Here is a 23,642-nt window from a genome sequence, read left to right on the forward strand (position 1 = left end):
CAGCGGTGTGCCTTGTGGCTACACTGACCCTTTGCGCTGCCTATCGACTTCTCCCGGTGTATGAACCCGGGCCGTCTTGTATGCGCATAGTGAGTCCGAGCCCTCGGAAGGACCCCTCTTGGCCGCCTCGCGCACCGCCTCCGCTACCAACCCCGGCGCCGCCACTGCCCCGCTCCGCATCTCCTTCGCCAAGATCAGGGAACCCCTGGAGGTTCCGAACCTTCTCGCGTTGCAGACCGAGAGCTTCGACTGGCTGCTCGGCAACAGTGCGTGGAAGGCACGGGTCGAGGCCGCCCTCGCGGGCGGACAGGATGTGCCCACGAAGTCCGGCCTCGAAGAGATCTTCGAAGAGATCTCCCCGATCGAGGACTTCTCCGGGTCGATGTCCCTGACGTTCCGGGACCACCGGTTCGAGCCTCCGAAGAACTCCATCGAGGAGTGCAAGGAGCGCGACTTCACCTACTCGGCGCCGCTGTTCGTCACCGCCGAGTTCACCAACAACGAGACCGGCGAGATCAAGAGCCAGACGGTCTTCATGGGCGACTTCCCGCTCATGACGAACAAGGGCACCTTCATCATCAACGGCACCGAGCGTGTCGTGGTGTCCCAGCTCGTTCGCTCCCCGGGTGTCTACTTCGACAGCCAGGTCGACAAGACGTCCGACAAGGACATCTTCAGCGCGAAGGTGATCCCCTCGCGTGGTGCCTGGCTGGAGCTGGAGATCGACAAGCGCGACACCGTCGGTGTCCGCATCGACCGCAAGCGCAAGCAGAGCGTCACCGTGCTGCTCAAGGCGCTCGGCTGGACCGACTCCCAGATCCTCGAGGAGTTCGGCCAGTACGAGTCGATGCGGCAGACCCTGGAGAAGGACCACACCCAGGGCCAGGACGACGCGCTGCTGGACATCTACCGCAAGCTGCGTCCGGGGGAGCCGCCGACCCGCGAGGCCGCGCAGACCCTGCTCGAGAACCTCTACTTCAACCCGAAGCGCTACGACCTCGCCAAGGTCGGCCGCTACAAGGTGAACAAGAAGCTCGGGGTCGAGCAGGCGTTGGACGCCGGCGTCATGACCGTCGAAGACGTCATCGCGACCATCAAGTACCTGGTCAAGCTGCACGCCGGCGAAGAGGCCATGGAAGGCGCGTCCGGCCAGGAGATCGTGGTCGAGGTCGACGACATCGACCACTTCGGCAACCGTCGTCTGCGCAACGTCGGCGAGCTCATCCAGAACCAGGTCCGTACGGGCCTGGCCCGGATGGAGCGCGTCGTCCGCGAGCGGATGACCACCCAGGACGTCGAGGCGATCACGCCGCAGACCCTGATCAACATCCGGCCGGTCGTCGCCTCCATCAAGGAGTTCTTCGGCACCAGCCAGCTGTCCCAGTTCATGGACCAGACGAACCCGCTGTCGGGCCTGACCCACAAGCGTCGTCTGTCCGCGCTGGGCCCCGGTGGTCTCTCCCGTGAGCGGGCCGGCTTCGAGGTCCGTGACGTGCACCCGTCGCACTACGGCCGGATGTGCCCGATCGAGACCCCCGAAGGCCCGAACATCGGCCTGATCGGCTCGCTCGCGTCCTACGGTCGGGTCAACGCGTTCGGCTTCGTGGAGACCCCGTACCGCAAGGTGATCGAGGGCCGGGTCACCGACGGCATCGACTACCTGACGGCCGACGAGGAAGACCGCTTCGTCATCGCCCAGGCGAACGCGCCGCTCAAGGAAGACGACGTCTTCGCCGAGGCCCGTGTGCTCGTGCGTCGCCGCGGCGGCGAGATCGACTACATCCCCGGCGACGAAGTCGACTACATGGACGTCTCGCCGCGCCAGATGGTGTCGGTCGCGACCGCGATGATCCCGTTCCTCGAGCACGACGACGCGAACCGCGCGTTGATGGGCTCGAACATGATGCGCCAGGCCGTGCCGCTGCTGAAGGCGGAGTCCCCGCTGGTGGGCACCGGCATGGAGTACCGCGCCGCGGTCGACGCCGCCGACGTGATCACCGCCGAGAAGCCGGGCGTGGTCCAGGACGTCTCGGCCGACTACATCACCGTGATGAACGACGACGCGACGTACACCACGTACCGCGTGCAGAAGTTCATGCGCTCGAACCAGGGCACGTCCTTCAACCAGAAGGTCGTCGTCGACGAGGGCGCGCGGGTCGAGGCCGGCCAGGTGCTGGCCGACGGTCCGTGCACCGAAGAGGGCGAGATGGCCCTCGGCAAAAACCTGCTCGTGGCGTTCATGCCGTGGGAGGGCCACAACTACGAAGACGCGATCATCCTGTCGCAGCGTCTGGTGCAGGACGACGTCCTCTCCTCGATTCACATCGAGGAGCACGAGGTCGACGCCCGGGACACCAAGCTCGGCCCGGAGGAGATCACCCGGGACATCCCGAACGTCTCCGAGGAGGTCCTCGCGGACCTGGACGAGCGCGGCATCATCCGGATCGGCGCCGACGTCGTACCCGGCGACATCCTGGTCGGCAAGGTCACGCCCAAGGGCGAGACCGAGCTGACCCCGGAGGAGCGCCTGCTCCGCGCGATCTTCGGCGAGAAGGCGCGCGAGGTGCGCGACACCTCGCTCAAGGTCCCGCACGGCGAGTCGGGCAAGGTCATCGGCGTCCGCGTGTTCGACCGCGAGGCCGGCGACGAGCTGCCGCCGGGCGTGAACCAGCTCGTGCGCGTCTACGTCGCGCAGAAGCGCAAGATCACCGACGGTGACAAGCTCGCCGGTCGCCACGGCAACAAGGGCGTCATCTCGAAGATCCTGCCGGTCGAGGACATGCCGTTCCTGGAGGACGGCACCCCGGTCGACATCATCCTCAACCCGCTCGGTGTCCCGTCCCGCATGAACCCGGGTCAGGTCCTGGAGACGCACCTCGGCTGGATCGCCAAGACCGGCTGGAGCGTCGAGGGCGACGACGAGGACTGGAAGGGTCGCCTCCGGGCGATCGCGGCCGACCAGGGTGCCCCCGGCACCAACGTCGCCACCCCGGTCTTCGACGGTGCGCGCGAGGAGGAGATCACCGGTCTCCTCGACTCGACCAACAAGACCCGCGACGGCGTCCGTCTGATCGACGGCACCGGCAAGGCGAAGATGTACGACGGCCGCTCCGGCGAGCCGTTCCCGCACCCGGTCTCGGTCGGGTACATGTACATCCTCAAGCTGCACCACCTGGTCGACGACAAGCTGCACGCCCGGTCGACCGGTCCCTACTCGATGATCACCCAGCAGCCGCTGGGTGGTAAGGCCCAGTTCGGTGGCCAGCGCTTCGGTGAGATGGAGGTGTGGGCACTCGAGGCATACGGTGCCGCCTACGCCCTCCAGGAGCTGCTGACCATCAAGTCCGACGACGTCCTCGGCCGCGTGAAGGTGTACGAGGCGATCGTCAAGGGCGAGAACATCCCGGAGCCGGGCATCCCCGAGTCCTTCAAGGTGCTCATCAAGGAGATGCAGTCGCTCTGCCTCAACGTGGAGGTCCTCTCCAGCGACGGTATGTCGATCGAGATGCGCGACACCGACGAGGACGTCTTCCGCGCTGCGGAGGAGCTTGGTATCGACCTGTCGCGGCGTGAGCCGAGCAGCGTCGAAGAGGTCTGAGGCTCCCTCCCGGGTCCGGCCGTGAGGCCGGCCCCGGGATTTCGACCCCAGTCCTGATGAAGACACACACTGGTGATCACGGCACAGCCCCCGCCGTGACCGCCGGGACCAAACCCCGAAAGAGGGATTGACGAAACAGTGCTCGACGTCAACTTCTTCGACGAGCTGCGTATCGGCCTCGCTACCGCAGACGACATCCGCCAGTGGTCGCACGGTGAAGTCAAGAAGCCCGAGACCATCAACTACCGCACCCTGAAGCCGGAAAAGGACGGGCTCTTCTGCGAGAAGATCTTCGGTCCGACCCGGGACTGGGAGTGCTACTGCGGCAAGTACAAGCGCGTCCGCTTCAAGGGCATCATTTGTGAGCGCTGCGGCGTCGAGGTCACTCGCGCCAAGGTGCGTCGTGAGCGCATGGGCCACATCGAGCTCGCCGCGCCGGTCACGCACATCTGGTACTTCAAGGGCGTGCCCAGCCGCCTCGGCTACCTGCTCGACCTCGCCCCGAAGGACCTCGAGAAGGTCATCTACTTCGCGGCGTACATGATCACGTACGTCGACGACGAGCGTCGCCAGCGCGACCTGCCGTCCCTCGACGCCAAGATCTCGGTCGAGCGGCAGCAGATCGAGCAGCGTCGCGACGCCAGCGTCGAAGAGCGCCAGAAGAAGCTCGAGACCGACCTCGCCGAGCTGGAGGCCGAGGGCGCCAAGTCCGACGTCCGCCGCAAGGTGCGCGAAGGTGCCGAGCGCGAGATGAAGCAGCTCCGCGACCGCAACCAGCGCGAGCTCGACCGTCTCGACGACGTCTGGACCCGGTTCAAGAACCTCAAGGTCCAAGACCTCGAGGGCGACGAGATCCTGTTCCGCGAGATGCGGGACCGGTTCGGCACGTACTTCATGGGCGGCATGGGCGCGCAGGCGCTCCAGCGTCGACTGGAGTCGTTCGACCTCGACGCCGAGGCCGAGAAGCTGCGCGAGATCATCCGCACCGGCAAGGGCCAGAAGAAGACCCGCGCGCTCAAGCGCCTCAAGGTCGTCTCCGCGTTCCAGCAGACCCGGAACAGCCCCAACGGCATGGTCCTGGACTGCGTCCCGGTGATCCCGCCGGACCTGCGTCCGATGGTGCAGCTGGACGGTGGCCGCTTCGCGACCTCCGACCTGAACGACCTGTACCGCCGCGTGATCAACCGCAACAACCGGTTGAAGCGTCTGCTCGACCTCGGTGCCCCCGAGATCATCGTGAACAACGAGAAGCGGATGCTCCAGGAGGCCGTCGACGCGCTGTTCGACAACGGCCGCCGCGGTCGTCCGGTGACCGGCCCGGGCAACCGGCCGCTCAAGTCGCTGTCCGACATGCTCAAGGGCAAGCAGGGTCGTTTCCGCCAGAACCTGCTCGGCAAGCGCGTGGACTACTCCGCGCGTTCGGTCATCGTCGTCGGCCCGCAGCTCAAGCTGCACCAGTGCGGTCTGCCGAAGGCCATGGCGCTCGAGCTGTTCAAGCCGTTCGTGATGAAGCGCCTGGTGGACCTCAACCACGCGCAGAACATCAAGTCGGCCAAGCGCATGGTCGAGCGCGCCCGCCCCGTGGTGTGGGACGTGCTCGAAGAGGTCATCGCCGAGCACCCGGTGCTGCTCAACCGCGCACCGACGCTGCACCGTCTGGGCATCCAGGCGTTCGAGCCGCAGCTCGTCGAGGGCAAGGCCATCCAGATTCACCCGCTCGTGTGCACCGCGTTCAACGCGGACTTCGACGGTGACCAGATGGCCGTGCACCTGCCGCTGTCCGCGGAGGCGCAGGCCGAGGCCCGCATCCTGATGCTCTCGAGCAACAACATCCTGAAGCCGGCCGACGGTCGTCCCGTCACCATGCCGACCCAGGACATGGTGCTGGGCCTGTTCTTCCTGACCTCCGAGCGGGAGAACACCAAGGGCGACGGACGCGTGTTCGCGTCCACGGCCGAGGCGATCATGGCGTTCGACGCCCGTGAGCTCGACCTGCAGGCGAAGATCGAGCTGCGACTGCCGGCGGGCACCGTCCCGTCGCGCGGCTGGGTCGCGCCCGAGGGCTGGGAGCCCGGTTCGCCGCTGCGCGTGCACACCTCGCTCGGCCGCGCGCTGTTCAACGAGCTCCTGCCGGCGGACTACCCGTTCGTCGACGAGGAGATCGGCAAGAAGACGCTGTCGATCATCGTGAACGACCTGGCGGAGCGGTACCCGAAGGTGGTCGTGGCGGCGACGCTGGACAACCTGAAGGAGGCCGGCTTCCACTGGGCCACCCGTTCCGGTGTCACCGTCTCGATCTCCGACGTCGTCGTGCCGCCGGCGAAGAAGGAGATCCTGGAGCGCTTCGAGGCCCAGGCCGAGAAGGTCCAGAAGCAGTACGAGCGCGGCCTGATCACCAAGGACGAGCGTCAGCAGGAGCAGATTCAGATCTGGACCAAGGCGACCAACGAGGTCGCCGAGGCGATGAACCTGAACTTCCCCAAGACGAACCCCATCTTCATGATGGTCGACTCGGGTGCTCGCGGAAACATGATGCAGATGCGTCAGATCGCGGGTATGCGTGGTCTGGTGTCGAACGCCAAGAACGAGACGATCCCTCGTCCCATCAAGGCGTCCTTCCGTGAGGGTCTGTCCGTCCTCGAGTACTTCATCTCGACGCACGGTGCCCGTAAGGGTCTGGCCGACACCGCGCTGCGTACCGCCGACTCGGGTTACCTGACCCGTCGTCTGGTGGACGTCTCGCAGGACGTGATCGTGCGCGAGGAGGACTGCGGCACCGACCGCGGCCTGGTCCTGTCGATCGCCACCCGCGGTGCCGACGGCGTGCTCCGCAAGGACGACGACGTCGAGACCAGCGTGTACGCCCGCAACCTGGCCGAGGACGTCGTCGTCGACGGCAAGGTGCTGGCCCCGGCCAACGCCGACCTCGGTGACGTGATCATCAACCACCTCGTCGCCGAAGGCGTCGAGTCGGTGAAGACGCGTTCGGTGCTGACCTGCGAGTCCAAGGTCGGTACGTGCGCCATGTGCTACGGCCGCTCGCTGGCGACCGGCAAGCTCGTGGACATCGGCGAGGCGGTCGGCATCATCGCCGCCCAGTCGATCGGTGAGCCCGGCACCCAGCTCACGATGCGTACCTTCCACACCGGTGGTGTGGCGGGTGACGACATCACGCAGGGTCTGCCGCGTGTCGTCGAGCTCTTCGAGGCGCGCACCCCCAAGGGTGTCGCCCCGATCAGCGAGGCGGCCGGTCGGGTGCGCATCGAGGACACCGAGAAGACCCGCAAGGTCGTGGTGGTCCCGGACGACGGTTCCGAGGAACTGGCGTACGCGGTCAGCAAGCGCTCGCGCCTGCTGGTCGACGAGGGCGACCACGTCGACGTCGGTCAGAAGATGCTCGTCGGCGCGGTCAACCCGCACGACGTGCTGCGCATCCTCGGCCAGCGTGCGGTGCAGATCCACCTCGTGGCGGAGGTCCAGCAGGTCTACCGCTCGCAGGGTGTGTCGATCCACGACAAGCACATCGAGATCATCATTCGGCAGATGCTCCGCCGCGTGACGATCATCGAGTCGGGCGACGCCGAGCTGCTTCCGGGCGAGCTCGTCGAGCGCGGCCGGTTCGAGACCGAGAACCGACGGGTGATGTCGGAGAGCGGGCACCCGGCCTCGGGCCGTCCGCAGCTCATGGGCATCACGAAGGCGTCGCTGGCCACCGAGTCGTGGCTGTCGGCGGCCTCCTTCCAGGAGACCACCCGAGTGCTGACCGACGCGGCGATCCACGCCAAGTCGGACCCGCTGCTCGGCCTGAAGGAGAACGTGATCCTCGGCAAGCTCATCCCGGCCGGTACGGGCATGCCCCGCTACCGCAACATCCGGGTCGAGCCCACCGAAGAGGCCAAGGCCGCGATGTACTCGATGTCCGGGTACGACGAGGCCGACTACTCCGCGTTCGGTTCGGGCTCCGGCCAGGCCGTCCCGCTGGAGGAGTACGACTTCGGCGGCTACCAGGGCTGATCGGCCCACAGCCGGGAACAGGGCCGTCACCCTTCGGGGTGGCGGCCCTGTCGCGTGCGCGGACCCGGGTTGTCCGCAGGCCCTCCATGCCGGCGCCGATCGGTGCGACGATGCTGCCAACGCGCCGTCCCACCCCGGGAGAACCCCATGAGCACCCCTGACGGGCCCCAGTACGAGCCCCGATACGAGCCCCACGAAGATCAGCCCCCCGGCGCCGCGTGGAGCCCCTACGGCGAGCCGCCCCCGCCGCACGGCCAGGGCTACGGTCCGGGGGAGCAGCCCCCGCCGTACGGGTACGGCCAGGCGCCGCCGTACGGGCAGCAGCAGCCGTACGCCTACGGCTACTACCAACACCCCGGCTACGGCGGATACCTGCCTCAGCCGGGCACCAACGGCCTGGCCATCGCGTCGATGATCCTGGGCATCGTCTGGATCTATTGGATCGGCAGCCTGCTCGCGGTGATCTTCGGGCACATAGCCCTGGCCCAGACCGAGCGCACCGGTCAGCAGGGTCGGGGCATGGCGATCGCCGGCGTGGTGCTGGGCTGGATCGGGATGGCGCTGCTGGCGCTGGTCATCGTGATCGTCGTACTGGACTCGGACGGCCACGACTATTCCGATCACCTGCATCTGTTCGGCGCGCTGCGCGCCGTGTGCTGAGTCACCGCGTCCCGCCCGGGCGACCACCACGCGTGCGCTCGTTCGCCTCCGGCCGCAATGCCGGGTACGGTGGGGCTCGGAGGGTGATGTACCGCCCTGAACGATTCGGTGCTCCGCCAAGGTGAGAGCGCCGAATTCCATGTCGTGGCGGGGGTCTTTCTTTTCGCTTTGACCTCTGCTGCTGTGGTAGGTAGTCTCTCTCCTTGTGCCTGGGGTGTCCCCGGGCTCTTGTGCCTGCGCTCACCGCAATCCCCACGGGATGCGTGCGTGAGAGGGCGTAAGGGACCGACCCGCAGCCTCCACAGCAAGCACACTCCCAAGACCGGGCGACACGCCCGACCGCGGGGGTCGGACTTGCGGTTGGCTCCGGCGTCGACCGGGATGCAGGCCGATTCAGACATTGCAGTCGCTTCAAAAAGACCGCTCGGCACGAAGAAGACGGAGACGCGGTGCCCACGATCCAGCAGCTGGTCCGAAAGGGCCGCCAGGACAAGGTCGACAAGGCCAAGACTCCGGCGCTCAAGGGGAGCCCGCAGCGTCGCGGCGTGTGCACCCGTGTTTACACGACGACGCCGAAGAAGCCGAACTCTGCGCTTCGCAAAGTCGCGCGTGTGCGCCTCACGAGTGGCATCGAGGTGACGGCCTACATCCCCGGTGAGGGTCACAACCTCCAGGAGCACTCGATTGTGCTCGTTCGCGGTGGTCGTGTGAAGGACCTCCCCGGTGTCCGCTACAAGATCATTCGTGGTTCGCTCGACACCCAGGGTGTCAAGAACCGCAAGCAGGCGCGCAGCCGCTACGGCGCGAAGAAGGAGAAGAGCTAATGCCGCGTAAGGGCCCTGCCCCCAAGCGACCGGTCATCATCGACCCGGTTTACAACTCGCCGCTGGTCACCTCGCTGGTGAACAAGGTCCTGATGAGCGGCAAGCGCTCCGTCGCCGAGAAGATCGTCTACGGCGCTCTCGAAGGCTGCCGCGAGAAGACCGGTACCGACCCGGTCATCACGCTCAAGCGCGCGCTCGAGAACGTGAAGCCGACCCTCGAGGTCCGCAGCCGCCGCGTCGGTGGCGCGACCTACCAGGTGCCGGTCGAGGTCCGTCCGGGCCGCTCCACGACCCTCGCTCTCCGCTGGCTCGTCGGCTACTCCCGCGCCCGTCGCGAGAAGACGATGACCGAGCGTCTGATGAACGAGCTCCTGGACGCGAGCAACGGTCTCGGTGCCGCGGTCAAGCGCCGCGAGGACACGCACAAGATGGCCGAGTCCAACAAGGCCTTCGCGCACTACCGCTGGTAGTTCCACCCGCAACGACGAGAAGCCGAGAGAAGACAAGCCACGATGGCTACCACTGCTCTTGATCTGGCCAAGGTCCGAAACATCGGCATCATGGCCCACATCGACGCGGGCAAGACCACCACCACCGAGCGGATCCTGTTCTACACCGGGGTCAACTACAAGATCGGTGAGGTTCATGAGGGCGCTGCCACCATGGACTGGATGGAACAGGAGCAGGAGCGCGGCATCACCATCACGTCTGCCGCGACGACCTGTCACTGGACGCTCGAAGACGTCGATCACACGATCAACATCATCGACACCCCGGGCCACGTCGACTTCACCGTAGAGGTGGAGCGTTCGCTGCGTGTGCTCGACGGCGCCGTCACCGTCTTCGACGGTGTCGCCGGCGTGGAGCCGCAGTCCGAGACCGTTTGGCGTCAGGCCGACCGGTACGGCGTGCCGCGTATCTGCTTCGTGAACAAGCTCGACCGCACCGGCGCCGAGTTCCACCGCTGTGTCGACATGATCGACGAGCGGCTGGGCGCGGTTCCGCTGGTCATGCAGCTTCCGATCGGCACCGAGATGGACTTCCAGGGCGTTGTCGACCTGGTCGCCATGAAGGCGCTGGTCTGGTCGGCCGAGGCGGCCAAGGGCGAGATGTACGACGTCGTCGACATCCCGGCCACGCACACCGAGGCCGCCGCCGAGTACCGCGGCAAGCTGCTCGAGACGATCGCCGAGTACGACGAAGAGATGATGGAGCTGTACCTGGAGGGCGAAGAGCCCACCACGGAGCAGCTGATGGCCGCGATCCGTCGCGCCACCATCGCCTCGACCAAGGGTGACAACAAGGGCCAGCCGACGTTCACTCCGGTGTTCTGCGGTACCGCGTTCAAAAACAAGGGCGTTCAGCCCCTGCTCGACGCGGTCGTCCGTTACCTGCCGTCGCCGCTCGACATCGAGGGCATCCAGGGCCACGCGGTGAACAAGGAGGAAGAGGTCATCGTTCGCCAGCCGAGCGATGACGAGCCTTTCGCGGGCCTCGCCTTCAAGATCATGCGTGACCCGCACCTGGGCAAGCTCACCTTCGTCCGGGTCTACTCGGGTGTCCTCGAGGCCGGCAGCTCCGTGCTGAACTCGGTCAAGGGCAAGAAGGAACGCATCGGCAAGATCTACCGGATGCACGCGAACAAGCGTGAGGAGATCCCGTCGGTCGGCGCGGGCGACATCATCGCCGTGATGGGTCTCAAGGACACCACCACCGGTGAGACGCTCTGCGACCCGGCGAACCCGGTGATCCTGGAGTCGATGACGTTCCCGGCCCCGGTCATCCAGGTGGCCATCGAGCCGAAGTCCAAGGGCGACCAGGAGAAGCTGGGTGTCGCCATCCAGTCCCTCGCCGCCGAGGACCCCTCGTTCCAGGTGCACACCGACGAGGAGACCGGCCAGACGATCATCGGCGGCATGGGCGAGCTGCACCTCGAGGTGCTGGTCGACCGGATGAAGCGCGAGTTCCGCGTGGAGGCCAACGTCGGCAAGCCGCAGGTGGCCTACCGCGAGACGATCCGCAAGGTCGTCGAGCGCGTGGACTACACGCACAAGAAGCAGACCGGTGGTACCGGTCAGTTCGCCAAGGTGCAGATCGCGCTCGAGCCGCTCGAGGGTGACGCGTACGAGTTCGTCAACAAGGTCACCGGTGGCCGTATCCCCAGGGAGTACATCCCCTCGGTGGACGCGGGTGCACAGGAGGCCATGCAGTACGGCGTTCTCGCCGGCTACCCGATGGTCGGCGTGCGTCTGACGCTGATCGACGGTGGCTACCACGAGGTCGACTCGTCCGAGCTCGCGTTCAAGATCGCCGGTTCGCAGGCGTTCAAGGAAGCGGCCCGGCAGGCCAGCCCGGCTCTTCTCGAGCCGATGATGGCCGTCGAGGTCACCACGCCCGAGGACTACATGGGCGATGTGATCGGCGACCTCAACTCGCGTCGCGGCCAGATCCAGGCCATGGACGAGCGCTTCGGTGCGCGCGTCGTCAAGGCCTTGGTCCCGCTGTCGGAGATGTTCGGCTACGTCGGCGACCTCCGCAGCAAGACCTCGGGTCGCGCGAGCTACTCCATGCAGTTCGACTCCTACGCCGAGGTTCCGAGGAACGTCGCCGAGGAGATCATCGCCAAGTCGCGCGGCGAGTAATCACCGCCCCAGCGGCAGCAGCGATACCAGGGGGACCCGGGGTCCGTATCCGGACTCCGGTGCCCCCGCCCCGGCTCACCCCCGATACCCGACGTCGTACGGCGTAAAGAACCAGTCCACAGGAGGACCCCAGTGGCGAAGGCTAAGTTCGAGCGGACTAAGCCGCACGTCAACATCGGCACCATTGGTCACATCGACCACGGTAAGACGACGCTGACCGCGGCGATTACCAAGGTGCTGCACGACGCGTACCCGGACCTGAACCCCTTCACGCCGTTCGACCAGATCGACAAGGCGCCGGAGGAGCGGCAGCGCGGTATCACGATCTCGATCGCGCATGTCGAGTACCAGACGGAGAACCGTCACTACGCGCACGTCGACTGCCCCGGGCACGCCGACTACATCAAGAACATGATCACCGGTGCCGCGCAGATGGACGGCGCGATCCTCGTGGTCGCCGCCACCGACGGCCCGATGCCGCAGACCAAGGAGCACGTGCTCCTGGCCCGCCAGGTCGGCGTTCCGTACATCGTGGTCGCGCTGAACAAGGCCGACATGGTGGACGACGAGGAGATCCTGGAGCTCGTCGAGCTCGAGGTGCGCGAGCTCCTCTCCGAGTACGAGTTCCCGGGCGACGACCTTCCGGTCGTGCGGGTGTCGGCGCTCAAGGCGCTCGAGGGCGACAAGGAGTGGGGCAGCAAGCTGCTCGAGCTCATGGCCGCCGTCGACGAGGCGATCCCGACCCCGCCGCGTGACACCGACATGCCGTTCCTGATGCCCGTCGAGGACGTCTTCACGATCACCGGTCGTGGCACCGTCGTCACCGGCCGCATCGAGCGTGGCATCGTCAAGGTCAACGAGACTGTCGACATCGTCGGCATCAAGGAGACCAAGACCACCACGACGGTCACCGGCATCGAGATGTTCCGCAAGCTGCTCGACGAGGGTCAGGCGGGCGAGAACGTCGGTCTGCTCCTGCGCGGCATCAAGCGCGAGGACGTCGAGCGCGGCCAGGTCATCATCAAGCCGGGTTCGGTCACGCCGCACACCGACTTCGAGGCTCAGGTCTACATCCTGTCGAAGGACGAGGGTGGCCGTCACACCCCCTTCTTCAACAACTACCGGCCGCAGTTCTACTTCCGTACGACGGACGTGACCGGCGTGGTGACCCTCCCCGAGGGCACCGAGATGGTCATGCCGGGTGACAACACCGGCATGGACGTCGCGCTGATCCAGCCGATCGCCATGGAAGAGGGTCTGCGTTTCGCCATCCGCGAGGGTGGCCGCACCGTGGGCGCCGGCCAGGTCGTCAAGATCAAGAAGTGATGAAATCCCGCCCGCCGGTCCACCTGGGTCGGCGGGCGGGGCTTTGTCCGGATCGATTCCACCCCCTAGGTGGGACCGGATATCCATTGCTCGGGGGCTCTCTCAAACCTGGGGGAGTCGCTCGATTGGCCAAGCCCGCCATTCGTGGGGCATACTAGCCAAGTTGCTCGGATAGACAACGGGCTGCGCCGTGCCTGTCGAACAGACAGAGCCGTGGCGCCGGCCCCGTTGGCTCCGAACAATCGGTGGACTTCTGTCCTGCCACCCATGCAGCCGGCGTCGTCGCTTAGCGACCTCGTGCCGTCCTTTCGCTTGCCGCAGCGAAGGTGACGCCGAGAGTACGTTGCCCAGGCCCCCAGGCCGCCCGTAAGGGTTTCCAAGGGGCGCTTGTGAGCAACAGAGCGACACGCCCGACCGCGGGGGTCGGCGGGGAAGGGAAACCCCAAGGGGTTTTCAGCCCAAGTCTTCTCCCCGTGTCAGCGGGGGTGATCCGCAGCGGTACGAGAGAAGGAATTCGAAGCAGCCATGGCGGGACAGAAGATCCGCATCAGGCTCAAGGCCTACGACCACGAGGTCATCGACAGTTCGGCGAAGAAGATCGTCGAGACGGTGACGCGTACTGGTGCGCAGGTTGCGGGACCGGTGCCGCTGCCGACCGAGAAGAACGTGTACTGCGTCATCCGCTCGCCGCACAAGTACAAGGACTCGCGCGAGCACTTCGAGATGCGCACTCACAAGCGGCTCATCGACATCCTCGACCCCACGCCGAAGACGGTCGACTCGCTTATGCGTCTCGACCTGCCGGCCGGCGTCGACATCGAGATCAAGCTCTGAGGACGCACCGACGATGACGAAGCAGATGAAGGGCATTCTGGGCAAGAAGCTCGGCATGACCCAGGTCTGGGACGAGAACAACCGCGTCGTTCCAGTGACTGTGGTCGAAGCCGGGCCCTGCGTCGTGACCCAGGTCCGCAACGCCGAGGTCGACGGCTACTCCGCCGTCCAGATCGCGTTCGGCGCGATCGACCCGCGCAAGGTGAACAAGCCGCTCGCCGGCCACTTCGCCAAGGCCGGGGTGACCCCGCGTCGCCACCTGGTCGAGCTCCGTACCTCCGACGCCGGCGAGTACACGCTGGCGCAGGAGATCACCGCCGAGGTGTTCGAGGCCGGCCAGAAGGTCGACGTCATGGGCACCTCGAAGGGCAAGGGCACGGCCGGTGTCATGAAGCGACACGGCTTCAAGGGTCTCGGCAGCTCGCACGGTACGCAGCGCAAGCACCGCTCGCCCGGCTCGATCGGTGGCTGCGCCACCCCGGGTCGTGTGTTCAAGGGCGTGCGCATGGCAGGCCGCATGGGTAACGAGCGCGTCTCCACCCAGAACCTGACCGTGCACGCCGTAGACGCCGAGAAGGGCCTGCTCCTGATCAAGGGCGCGGTCCCCGGCCCCAACGGCGGCCTGGTGCTGGTGCGCACTGCTGCGAAGGGTGTGTGAATTTCATGACCAGCATTGACGTTCTTTCGCCCGCCGGCGAGAAGTCCGGGACGATCGATCTCCCCGAGGGGATCTTCGACGTCCAGGTGAGCATCCCGACGATCCACCAGGTCGTCGTGGCCCAGCTCGCCGCGGCTCGTCAGGGCACGCACAAGACCAAGACTCGTGGCGAGGTCCGCGGCGGTGGGCGCAAGCCGTACCGCCAGAAGGGCACCGGTCGCGCCCGTCAGGGCTCGACCCGCGCGCCGCAGTTCGCCGGTGGTGGCGTCGTGCACGGTCCCGTGCCGCGCGACTACGAGCAGCGGACCCCGAAGAAGATGAAGGCGTCCGCCCTGCGCGGTGCCCTCTCCGACCGGGCGCGTCACGAGCGCATCCACTGCGTTTCCGCGCTGGTCGAGGGCGACAAGCCGTCGGTCAAGGCGGCGAAGACGCTGCTCGGCAAGATCAGTGAGCGCAAGAACGTGCTCCTGGTCGTCGAGAAGTCCGACACCACTGCCTGGCTGAGCGCCCGCAACCTTCCGCAGGTGCACTTGCTCGAGGTCGGGCAGCTGAACACCTACGACGTGCTCGTCTCCGACGACGTGGTCTTCACGAAGGCCGCTCTGGAGCGCTTCATCGCCGGACCGGCCCAGGCCGCCTCGGCGGTCGCGAGCTCCGACGAGCTCGAAGGGAGCCACGCGTGAGCACCGACACCGTCGAGAGCACGACGAAGGTCACCAGCAAGACCTACACCGACCCGCGCGATGTGCTGCTGAAGCCGGTGATCTCGGAGAAGAGCTACGGGCTCATCGACGAGAACAAGTACACGTTCATCGTGCACCCCGACGCCAACAAGACCCAGATCAAGCAGGCCGTCATCGCGGTCTTCGGGGTCAAGGTCGAGAGCGTCAACACGATCAACCGCGTCGGTAAGCGCAAGCGCACCAAGACCGGTTTCGGCAAGCGCAAGGACACGAAGCGCGCGATCGTCACCCTTGCAGAGGGCGAGCGGATCGACATCTTCGGTGGACCCGTCGGCTGACGGCCGCTGATACGGACGAGGACTAAGAGAAGCCATGGGCATCCGCAAGTACAAGCCGACGACGCCGGGCCGTCGTGGCGCCAGCGTCGCCGACTTCGTCGAGATCACGCGGTCCGAGCCGGAGAAGTCGCTGGTCCGCCCTCTGCACAGCAAGGGTGGTCGTAACAACCACGGCCGTGTGACTGCTCGCCACCAGGGTGGCGGCCACAAGCGCGCGTACCGACTGATCGACTTCCGGCGCAACGACAAGGACGGCGTTCCGGCGAAGGTCGCTCACATCGAGTACGACCCGAACCGCACCGCGCGCATCGCTCTTCTGCACTACGCGGACGGCGAGAAGCGCTACATCCTGTGCCCGAACAAGCTGAAGCAGGGCGACCGGATCGAAAACGGTCCGGGCGCCGACATCAAGCCGGGCAACAACATGCCGCTCCGGAACATCCCGGTCGGTACGGTCATCCACGCCATCGAGCTTCGGCCCGGTGGCGGCGCGAAGATCGCCCGTTCCGCGGGTGTCAGCGTGCAGCTGCTGGCGAAGGAGGGCGCTCACGCGACCCTCCGCATGCCCTCGGGCGAGATTCGCCTGGTGGACGTGCGCTGCCGGGCGACGGTCGGCGAGATCGGCAATGCCGAGCAGTCGAACATCAACTGGGGCAAGGCCGGTCGCATGCGCTGGAAGGGCAAGCGCCCGACCGTCCGCGGTGTGGCGATGAACCCCATCGACCACCCGCACGGTGGTGGTGAGGGTAAGACCTCCGGTGGTCGCCACCCGGTGAGCCCCTGGGGTAAGCCCGAGGGTCGTACTCGCCGGCCGAAGAAGGCCAGCGACAAGCTCATCATCCGCCGCCGCAAGACGAACAAGAAGCGCTAGGAGCAGTCTCGATGCCGCGCAGTCTCAAGAAGGGACCCTTCGTCGACGGCCACCTGATCAAGAAGGTGGACGTACAGAACGACAAGGGAACCAAGAACGTCATCAAGACCTGGTCCCGCCGCTCGATGATCGTCCCGGCGATGCTGGGCCACACGATCGCGGTGCACGACGGCCGTAAGCACGTCCCGGTGTTCGTGACCGAGTCGATGGTCGGCCACAAGCTCGGCGAGTTCGCGCCGACTCGGACCTTCCGCGGTCACGAGAAGGACGACCGGAAGTCGCGTCGTCGCTGACGCGGCGAATCGCATGGATATCGAGATGAGCAAGGGGACGTCGATGGAAGCCAGGGCTCAGGCGCGGTACATCCGCGTCACGCCCATGAAGGCCCGCCGTGTGGTGGACCTCATCCGTGGCATGAACGCCGCGGAGGCCCAGGCGGTCCTGCGATTCGCTCCGCAGGCCGCGAGTGAGCCGGTCGGCAAGGTGCTGGACAGCGCCATTGCCAACGCCGGTCACAACCACAACCTGGACACGAACATCCTGTACGTGTCCGCCGCCTACGTGGACGAGGGTCCGACCCTCAAGCGTTTCCGTCCGCGGGCACAGGGCCGGGCGTACCGCATCCGCAAGCGCACCAGCCACATCACCGTGGTTGTCGCCGAGAAGGAGAGGACCCGCTAGTGGGCCAGAAGGTTAACCCGCACGGGTTCCGTCTCGGCATCACCACGGACTTCAAGTCCCGGTGGTACGCCGACAAGCTGTACAAGGACTACGTCGGCGAGGACGTCAAGATTCGTCAGATGATGACGAAGGGCATGGAGCGCGCCGGGATCTCGAAGGTAGAGATCGAGCGCACCCGTGAGCGCGTCCGCGTCGACATCCACACCGCCCGGCCGGGCATCGTCATCGGCCGTCGTGGTGCGGAGGCCGACCGCATCCGCGGTGAGCTCGAGAAGCTCACCGGCAAGCAGGTTCAGCTGAACATCCTCGAGGTCAAGAACCCCGAGGTCGACGCTCAGCTTGTGGCGCAGGGTGTGGCCGAGCAGCTCTCGAGCCGCGTGTCCTTCCGCCGCGCGATGCGCAAGGCGATGCAGAGCTCCATGAAGGCCGGGGCCAAGGGCATCAAGATCCAGTGCGGTGGTCGTCTGGGTGGGGCCGAAATGTCCCGCTCGGAGTTCTACCGTGAGGGTCGCGTGCCGCTGCACACGCTGCGCGCCAACGTCGACTACGGCTTCTTCGAGGCCCGTACGACGTTCGGTCGCATCGGTGTGAAGGTGTGGATCTACAAGGGCGACGTCAAGAACATCGCCGAGGTTCGCGCCGAGAACGCCGCGGCTCGCGCCAGCAACCGTCCCGCCCGTGGTGGCGCTCCCGAGCGTCCCCGTCGTGGCGAGGGTGGCGGCGGCGGTCGTGGCGGCGAGCGCGGCGGCCGTGGTGGCCGCGGCGGACGTCCGCAGCAGAACGACGCGCAGGCCACCGGTTCCTCGGACACCGGCTCCGCGCCGGCGGCCGAGGCTGTGAACTCGGCGCCCGAATCCGGATCGGAGGCCTGACCCCGATGCTGATCCCCCGCAGGGTCAAGCACCGCAAGCAGCACCACCCCAAGCGCGGTGGCCGCGCCAAGGGCGGTACGGAACTGGCGTTCGGCGAGTACGGCATCCAGGCCCTCGGCCAGGCGTACGTGACCAACCGTCAGATCGAGTCCGCTCGTATTGCCATCACCCGGCACATTCGCCGTGGTGGCAAGGTGTGGATCAACATCTACCCCGACCGTCCGCTGACCAAGAAGCCTGCCGAGACCCGCATGGGTTCCGGTAAGGGCTCGCCCGAGTGGTGGGTCGCGAACGTCAAGCCCGGTCGGGTGATGTTCGAACTGTCGTACCCGAACGAGAAGGTGGCTCGTGAGGCGCTTACCCGCGCCGTGCACAAGCTGCCGATGAAGTGCCGGATCGTCCGGCGCGAGGCTGGTGAGGCGTGATGGCGGCCGTTACCAAGGCGTCCGAGCTCCGCGAACTCGGTGACGAGGAAATCGTCGCCAAGCTCCGCGAAGCCAAGGAGGAGCTGTTCAACCTCCGTTTCCAGGCGGCGACCGGGCAGCTCGAAAACCACGGGCGGCTCAAGGCTGTCCGTAAGGACATCGCCCGGATCTACACGCTGATGCGCGAGCGCGAGCTGGGCATCGACGTGCAGGAGACCGGAGGCGCGGCGTGAGCGAGAAGACTGAGATGACTGAAGCAACCCGGGGTTTCCGCAAGACCCGTGAGGGCCTCGTCGTCAGCGACAAGATGGACAAGACCGTCGTTGTCGCCGTCGAGGACCGCGTGAAGCACCCGATGTACGGCAAGGTCATCCGCCGCACGAACAAGCTGAAGGCTCACGACGAGCAGAACGCCTGTGGCGTCGGTGACCGTGTCGTCCTCATGGAGACTCGGCCGCTGTCCGCCAGCAAGCGTTGGCGCATCGTCGAGATCCTCGAAAAGGCCAAGTAGCGAGCGCCGGTCGCCCCACCAACCGTGGGTCGTGACCGCGACGTGACGATCAGGAGTTAGACGTGATCCAGCAGGAGTCGCGACTGCGAGTCGCCGACAACACGGGTGCGAAGGAGATTCTCTGCATCCGTGTGCTCGGTGGCTCCGGCCGGCGCTACGCGGGCATCGGGGACGTCATCGTTGCCACCGTCAAGGACGCGATCCCCGGTGGCAACGTGAAGAAGGGTGACGTCATCAAGGCGGTCATCGTGCGGACCGTGAAGGAGCGCCGGCGTGTCGACGGCTCCTACATCCGCTTTGACGAGAACGCCGCCGTTGTCCTGAAGAACGATGGCGAACCCCGAGGCACCCGTATTTTCGGCCCGGTCGGCCGTGAGCTTCGTGAGAAGAAGTTCATGAAGATCATCTCGCTCGCGCCGGAGGTGCTCTAACCAATGGCGAAGGCGATGAAGATCAAGAAGGGTGACCTGGTACAGGTCATCACGGGCAAGGACAAGGGCAAGCAGGGCAAGGTCATCGCGGCCTACCCGCCGAAGGAGCGCGTCCTGGTCGAGGGCGTCAACCGGATCAAGAAGCACACCAAGGTGGGTCAGTCCGCCAAGGGTGCCAAGACCGGTGGCATCATCACCCAGGAAGCCTCCATCCACGTCAGCAACGTGATGCTGGTCGTGGAGAAGGACGGTAAGAAGGTCCCGACGCGGACCGGCTTCCGGTTCGATGACGAGGGCAACAAGATCCGGTACGCCAAGCGGACCGGTGAGGACATCTGATGACGGTCACCACTGAGGCGCGCGAACTGCCGCGTCTGAAGCAGCGTTACCGCGAGGAGATCCTCGGCAAGCTGCGTGAGGAGTTCTCGTTCGAGAACGTCATGCAGGTTCCGGGCGTCACCAAGATCGTGGTCAACATGGGTGTGGGCGACGCCGCCCGCGACTCGAAGCTGATCGACGGCGCGATCAAGGACCTGATGGCCATCACCGGCCAGAAGCCCCAGGTCACGAAGGCCCGCAAGTCCATCGCGCAGTTCAAGCTGCGTGAGGGTCAGCCGATCGGCGCGCACGTTACACTGCGCGGCGACCGGATGTGGGAGTTCCTCGACCGTCTGCTGTCGATCGCTCTGCCGCGTATCCGCGACTTCCGCGGGCTCTCGCCGAAGCAGTTCGACGGCCGCGGCAACTACACCTTCGGTCTCACGGAGCAGTCGATGTTCCACGAGATCGACCAGGACAAGATCGACCGCGTTCGCGGCATGGACATCACTGTGGTGACCAGCGCCAAGAACGACGACGAGGGCCGCGCTCTGCTGCGTCTCCTCGGCTTCCCGTTCAAGGAAGCGTGAGCAGTCGGCTCGCCGACTGAGGAACGCAACAAGGAGACTGAGACGTGGCGAAGAAGGCCCTGATCGCAAAGGCCGCCCGCAAGCCGAAGTTCGAGGTTCGTGGCTACACGCGCTGCCAGCGCTGTGGCCGCCCTCACTCGGTGTACCGCAAGTTCGGCCTGTGCCGCGTGTGCCTGCGCACGATGGCGCACGCCGGCGAGCTGCCGGGCGTCACCAAGAGCAGCTGGTAGTTCGCGGCGGCCGTTTCGACGGCCGACGCGACCCGGCACATCGCCCGTCCCGCGGGGACGGGCGAGAACAGTAACGACGTCGTAGGTCCCGCACCGCAGTCGTCGCTCCGCCGCTCTCCCTCGGGAGGGCGGCGGAGCGAGGGATCGCACGCCGGGAAACCACGGCGAGAAAGGCCTTGAGGCCGTCATGACCATGACCGACCCCATCGCAGACATGCTGACCCGTCTGCGGAACGCCAACTCGGCATATCACGACGATGTCGTGATGCCGTTCAGCAAGATCAAGTCGCACATCGCGGAGATCCTCCAGCAGGAGGGTTACATCCAGGGCTGGCGCGTCGAGGACGCGGAGGTGGGCAAGAAGCTCACCGTCGTCCTCAAGTACGGCCCGAACCGCGAGCGCTCGATCGCCGGCGTCCGCCGTGTGTCGAAGCCCGGTCTGCGGGTGTACGCAAAGTCCACGAACCTGCCGAAGGTGCTCGGTGGCCTCGGCGTCGCGATTATCTCGACGTCGACCGGTCTCCTCACCGACAAGCAGGCGGCCAAGAAGGGCGTGGGCGGGGAAGTCCTCGCCTTCGTCTGGTAAGGGAAGGGAAGGAGAGCAATGTCGCGCATCGGACGTCTCCCCATCCCGGTTCCCACCGGTGTGGACGTCACCATCAATGGCCGCGAGGTTGTCGTGAAGGGCCCCAAGGGTTCCCTGTCGCACACCATCGCCGCCCCGATCGAGATCGCAAAGTCGGATGACGGCACCCTCGCGGTGACCCGTCCCGACGACGAGCGTCGCTCGAAGGCCCTGCACGGGCTGTCCCGGACGCTGGTGGCGAACATGATCACTGGTGTGACCCAGGGATACATCAAGAAGCTCGAGATCAGCGGTGTCGGTTACCGAGTCCAGGCGAAGGGCTCCTCGCTGGAGTTCGCGCTCGGATTCAGCCACCCCGTCGTCGTCGAGGCCCCGGAGGGCATCACCTTCGTGGTCGAGGCCCCGACCCGTTTCTCGGTCGAAGGCATCGACAAGCAGAAGGTCGGTGAAATCGCCGCGAACATCCGCAAGCTGCGGAAGCCCGACCCGTACAAGGCCAAGGGCGTCAAGTACGCCGGCGAGGTCATCCGCCGCAAGGTCGGAAAGGCTGGTAAGTAGGCATGGCTGTCGGCGTGAAGACCGGCAAGGGCGTTGCGAAGAAGTCTGTCGCACGCAAGCGCCGGCACATCCGGGTGCGGAAGAAGGTTTCCGGCACCCCGCTGCGGCCCCGTCTCGTCGTGAGCCGCTCCACCCGTCACATGGTGGCGCAGGTTATCGACGACATCGCCGGCCACACTCTCGCTTCGGCCTCCACGATGGACCCGTCCATCCGTGGTGGTGAGGGCGACAAGACCGCTCAGGCTCGCAAGGTCGGCGAATTGGTCGCCGAGCGCGCGAAGGCTGCCGGTGTAGAGGCCGTTGTGTTCGACCGCGGTGGTAACAAGTACCACGGTCGTATCGCCGCCCTCGCGGATGCCGCACGCGGTAACGGGCTGACCTTCTGAGCCCGCTCCGGGACAAGCTTCGAACGACAGATGTGAGGACATTCTGATGGCTGGACCCCAGCGCCGCGGTGGCGGCGCCGGCGGCGGCGAGCGGCGGGACCGGCGGGATCGACGTGATGGTGGCGCAGCCGCCGAGAAGACCGCTTACGTCGAGCGCGTCGTCGCGATCAATCGCGTCGCCAAGGTCGTGAAGGGTGGTCGTCGCTTCAGCTTCACCGCGCTGGTCGTGGTTGGCGATGGCGATGGCACCGTAGGTGTCGGTTACGGCAAGGCCAAGGAGGTGCCGGCCGCGATCGCCAAGGGTGTTGAAGAGGCCAAGAAGCACTTCTTCAAGGTCCCCCGTATCCAGGGCACCATTCCGCACCCGATCCAGGGTGAGAAGGCTGCCGGCGTCGTGCTCCTGAAGCCGGCCTCGCCGGGTACCGGTGTCATCGCCGGTGGCCCCGTGCGCGCCGTGCTCGAGTGCGCCGGCATCCACGACGTGCTGAGCAAGTCGCTCGGTTCGTCGAACCCGATCAACATCGTGCACGCGACCGTCGCGGCGCTCCAGGGGCTCGTTCGCCCCGAGGAGATCGCGGCTCGTCGTGGCCTGCCTCTGGAGGACGTGGCCCCGGCCGCGCTCCTGCGGGCCCGCGCGGGGGTTGGTGCGTAATGGCACGTCTCAAGGTCACGCAGACCCGATCCAAGATCGGTGGCAGGCAGAACCAGCGGGACACTCTCCGTTCGCTCGGTCTCAAGCGCGTCCACGACGTGGTCGTCAAGGAAGACCGCCCGGAGATCCGCGGCATGATCGCGACGGTGTCGCACCTCGTCACCGTCGAGGAGGTCGACTGACATGGGTGCTGACAACCCGCTGAAGGTGCACCACCTGCGGCCCGCCCCGGGCGCCAAGACCGCCAAGACCCGCGTGGGTCGTGGCGAGGGCTCCAAGGGTAAGACCGCCGGTCGTGGCACCAAGGGCACCAAGGCTCGTTACCAGGTGCCGGCCCGCTTCGAGGGTGGGCAGATGCCGCTGCACATGCGGCTGCCCAAGCTCAAGGGCTTCAAGAACCCGTTCCGGGTCGAGTTCCAGGTCGTGAACCTGGACAAGATCGAGGCCCTGTACCCCAACGGTGGCGAAGTCACCGTCGAGGGTCTGATCGAGAAGGGCGCGGTTCGCAAGAACCTGCCCGTCAAGATCCTGGGCACCGGCGAGATCTCGGTTGCCGTCCAGGTGAAGGTGCACGCCTTCTCCGGCTCGGCGAAGACCAAGATCGCCGCCGCGGGCGGTTCGACCGACGAACTGTCGGTCTGATCCGAACGCGGGACAAGGTGTGATCGTCATGGCCCGTTCGGATCGGTACCGAACGGGCCTTGACGTCGTTGGAGGCTATAGCGCAGGGGTGTCACGCCGGTAAGGTGGTGGCGCCCCTGTGGTTTGCTGTGACGTGGGGGCAGGTTCATTGCTCCACCCCCACACATGACTTGCTGTGTTTTTACCGTGTGTTGTGTCATGTCGCAGGAACGTCGGGCCGGGGCGATACTTCCGGGCCGTCGGCGCTGTTATTGTCCGTGAGGTTCCTGTGTGGGACCTGACCAGTGGTCCTACCGGACCGACGACTCGATC

At 66.2% G+C, this 23,642-nt stretch carries 28 protein-coding genes; all 28 read left to right on the forward strand.

All coding sequences use genetic code 11. The features are described from left to right. Positions 1 to 118: 118 nt before the first annotated feature. The 28 genes from rpoB to rplO all read left to right on the forward strand — a co-directional run bounded on the left by rpoB (position 119) and on the right by rplO (position 23,330). Positions 119 to 3,598, forward strand: coding sequence for a DNA-directed RNA polymerase subunit beta (rpoB, locus tag ACZ4FV_RS08425; protein ID WP_360308749.1), 3,480 nt, complete (start codon positions 119 to 121; stop codon positions 3,596 to 3,598). Positions 3,599 to 3,736: 138 nt separating this feature from the next. Next, positions 3,737 to 7,612 carry a DNA-directed RNA polymerase subunit beta' gene (locus tag ACZ4FV_RS08430; protein WP_395871697.1) on the forward strand — a complete coding sequence of 1,292 codons (3,876 nt, stop codon included), beginning with the start codon at positions 3,737 to 3,739 and terminating at the stop codon, positions 7,610 to 7,612. 147 nt (positions 7,613 to 7,759) lie between these two features. Further along, a complete protein-coding gene (locus ACZ4FV_RS08435; RefSeq protein WP_465322215.1) occupies positions 7,760 to 8,272 on the forward strand; it encodes a DUF4190 domain-containing protein in 513 nt (170 codons plus the stop codon). A gap of 449 nt (positions 8,273 to 8,721) precedes the next feature. Further along, positions 8,722 to 9,096: a 30S ribosomal protein S12 gene (gene rpsL, locus ACZ4FV_RS08440; protein ID WP_020549242.1), complete on the forward strand. Its 375-nt coding sequence runs from the start codon at positions 8,722 to 8,724 to the stop codon at positions 9,094 to 9,096. Beyond that, positions 9,096 to 9,566: a 30S ribosomal protein S7 gene (rpsG, locus tag ACZ4FV_RS08445; RefSeq protein ID WP_020549241.1), complete on the forward strand. Its 471-nt coding sequence runs from the start codon at positions 9,096 to 9,098 to the stop codon at positions 9,564 to 9,566. The genes rpsL and rpsG overlap by 1 nt, the downstream gene beginning before the upstream one ends. A 42-nt stretch (positions 9,567 to 9,608) precedes the next feature. Next, complete coding sequence (fusA, locus tag ACZ4FV_RS08450) at positions 9,609 to 11,738, forward strand: elongation factor G (protein ID WP_395871693.1); 2,130 nt, start codon at positions 9,609 to 9,611, stop codon at positions 11,736 to 11,738. 132 nt (positions 11,739 to 11,870) lie between these two features. Continuing rightward, a complete protein-coding gene (gene tuf / locus ACZ4FV_RS08455) occupies positions 11,871 to 13,064 on the forward strand; it encodes an elongation factor Tu (protein ID WP_395871691.1) in 1,194 nt (397 codons plus the stop codon). Between the two features lie 525 nt (positions 13,065 to 13,589). After that, entirely contained in the window at positions 13,590 to 13,898 is a 309-nt protein-coding gene (rpsJ, locus tag ACZ4FV_RS08460) for a 30S ribosomal protein S10 (RefSeq protein ID WP_020549238.1), read from the forward strand. 13 nt (positions 13,899 to 13,911) lie between these two features. Next, on the forward strand, positions 13,912 to 14,556 hold the full coding sequence (rplC, locus tag ACZ4FV_RS08465) for a 50S ribosomal protein L3 (RefSeq protein ID WP_391585394.1): 645 nt from the start codon (positions 13,912 to 13,914) through the stop codon (positions 14,554 to 14,556). A gap of 5 nt (positions 14,557 to 14,561) precedes the next feature. Next, positions 14,562 to 15,239 (forward strand): 50S ribosomal protein L4, encoded by a 678-nt coding sequence (rplD, locus tag ACZ4FV_RS08470; protein WP_395871689.1) that lies wholly within the window; start codon positions 14,562 to 14,564, stop codon positions 15,237 to 15,239. After that, a complete protein-coding gene (rplW, locus tag ACZ4FV_RS08475) occupies positions 15,236 to 15,577 on the forward strand; it encodes a 50S ribosomal protein L23 (RefSeq protein ID WP_020549235.1) in 342 nt (113 codons plus the stop codon). Before rplD ends, rplW begins: the two co-directional genes overlap by 4 nt. Positions 15,578 to 15,611: 34 nt before the next feature. Continuing rightward, positions 15,612 to 16,448 (forward strand): 50S ribosomal protein L2, encoded by an 837-nt coding sequence (rplB, locus tag ACZ4FV_RS08480; RefSeq protein WP_020549234.1) that lies wholly within the window; start codon positions 15,612 to 15,614, stop codon positions 16,446 to 16,448. Positions 16,449 to 16,459: 11 nt separating this feature from the next. Further along, positions 16,460 to 16,741, forward strand: coding sequence for a 30S ribosomal protein S19 (gene rpsS, locus ACZ4FV_RS08485; protein WP_020549233.1), 282 nt, complete (start codon positions 16,460 to 16,462; stop codon positions 16,739 to 16,741). 43 nt (positions 16,742 to 16,784) lie between these two features. Next, positions 16,785 to 17,129, forward strand: a complete 345-nt coding sequence (rplV, locus tag ACZ4FV_RS08490) for a 50S ribosomal protein L22 (protein ID WP_026217944.1) — start codon at positions 16,785 to 16,787, stop codon at positions 17,127 to 17,129. Beyond that, positions 17,129 to 18,001, forward strand: coding sequence for a 30S ribosomal protein S3 (gene rpsC, locus ACZ4FV_RS08495; protein ID WP_078975729.1), 873 nt, complete (start codon positions 17,129 to 17,131; stop codon positions 17,999 to 18,001). Before rplV ends, rpsC begins: the two co-directional genes overlap by 1 nt. 5 nt (positions 18,002 to 18,006) lie before the next feature. Beyond that, entirely contained in the window at positions 18,007 to 18,426 is a 420-nt protein-coding gene (rplP, locus tag ACZ4FV_RS08500; protein WP_020549230.1) for a 50S ribosomal protein L16, read from the forward strand. Then, on the forward strand, positions 18,426 to 18,659 hold the full coding sequence (gene rpmC, locus ACZ4FV_RS08505) for a 50S ribosomal protein L29 (RefSeq protein ID WP_020549229.1): 234 nt from the start codon (positions 18,426 to 18,428) through the stop codon (positions 18,657 to 18,659). Before rplP ends, rpmC begins: the two co-directional genes overlap by 1 nt. Further along, positions 18,656 to 18,937, forward strand: a complete 282-nt coding sequence (gene rpsQ, locus ACZ4FV_RS08510) for a 30S ribosomal protein S17 (protein WP_355532996.1) — start codon at positions 18,656 to 18,658, stop codon at positions 18,935 to 18,937. Before rpmC ends, rpsQ begins: the two co-directional genes overlap by 4 nt. Before the next feature lie 62 nt (positions 18,938 to 18,999). Continuing rightward, positions 19,000 to 19,368 carry a 50S ribosomal protein L14 gene (gene rplN, locus ACZ4FV_RS08515; protein ID WP_020549227.1) on the forward strand — a complete coding sequence of 123 codons (369 nt, stop codon included), beginning with the start codon at positions 19,000 to 19,002 and terminating at the stop codon, positions 19,366 to 19,368. Positions 19,369 to 19,383: 15 nt separating this feature from the next. Then, on the forward strand, positions 19,384 to 19,707 hold the full coding sequence (gene rplX, locus ACZ4FV_RS08520) for a 50S ribosomal protein L24 (protein WP_026217943.1): 324 nt from the start codon (positions 19,384 to 19,386) through the stop codon (positions 19,705 to 19,707). Next, complete coding sequence (gene rplE / locus ACZ4FV_RS08525; protein WP_020549225.1) at positions 19,707 to 20,276, forward strand: 50S ribosomal protein L5; 570 nt, start codon at positions 19,707 to 19,709, stop codon at positions 20,274 to 20,276. Before rplX ends, rplE begins: the two co-directional genes overlap by 1 nt. A 44-nt stretch (positions 20,277 to 20,320) precedes the next feature. Beyond that, positions 20,321 to 20,506, forward strand: coding sequence for a type Z 30S ribosomal protein S14 (locus tag ACZ4FV_RS08530; protein WP_020549224.1), 186 nt, complete (start codon positions 20,321 to 20,323; stop codon positions 20,504 to 20,506). Between the two features lie 187 nt (positions 20,507 to 20,693). Further along, positions 20,694 to 21,092 (forward strand): 30S ribosomal protein S8, encoded by a 399-nt coding sequence (gene rpsH, locus ACZ4FV_RS08535; RefSeq protein WP_020549223.1) that lies wholly within the window; start codon positions 20,694 to 20,696, stop codon positions 21,090 to 21,092. A gap of 18 nt (positions 21,093 to 21,110) precedes the next feature. Then, positions 21,111 to 21,650 carry a 50S ribosomal protein L6 gene (rplF, locus tag ACZ4FV_RS08540; RefSeq protein WP_020549222.1) on the forward strand — a complete coding sequence of 180 codons (540 nt, stop codon included), beginning with the start codon at positions 21,111 to 21,113 and terminating at the stop codon, positions 21,648 to 21,650. 2 nt (positions 21,651 to 21,652) lie between these two features. Further along, entirely contained in the window at positions 21,653 to 22,036 is a 384-nt protein-coding gene (rplR, locus tag ACZ4FV_RS08545) for a 50S ribosomal protein L18 (RefSeq protein WP_020549221.1), read from the forward strand. Between the two features lie 46 nt (positions 22,037 to 22,082). Then, positions 22,083 to 22,688 carry a 30S ribosomal protein S5 gene (rpsE, locus tag ACZ4FV_RS08550; RefSeq protein ID WP_020549220.1) on the forward strand — a complete coding sequence of 202 codons (606 nt, stop codon included), beginning with the start codon at positions 22,083 to 22,085 and terminating at the stop codon, positions 22,686 to 22,688. Continuing rightward, a complete protein-coding gene (gene rpmD, locus ACZ4FV_RS08555; RefSeq protein WP_020549219.1) occupies positions 22,688 to 22,870 on the forward strand; it encodes a 50S ribosomal protein L30 in 183 nt (60 codons plus the stop codon). Before rpsE ends, rpmD begins: the two co-directional genes overlap by 1 nt. A 1-nt stretch (position 22,871) precedes the next feature. Next, a complete protein-coding gene (gene rplO, locus ACZ4FV_RS08560; protein WP_395871687.1) occupies positions 22,872 to 23,330 on the forward strand; it encodes a 50S ribosomal protein L15 in 459 nt (152 codons plus the stop codon). Positions 23,331 to 23,642: the final 312 nt, after the last annotated feature.

It is taken from the genome of Embleya sp. NPDC025285 (genome assembly GCF_055558835.1).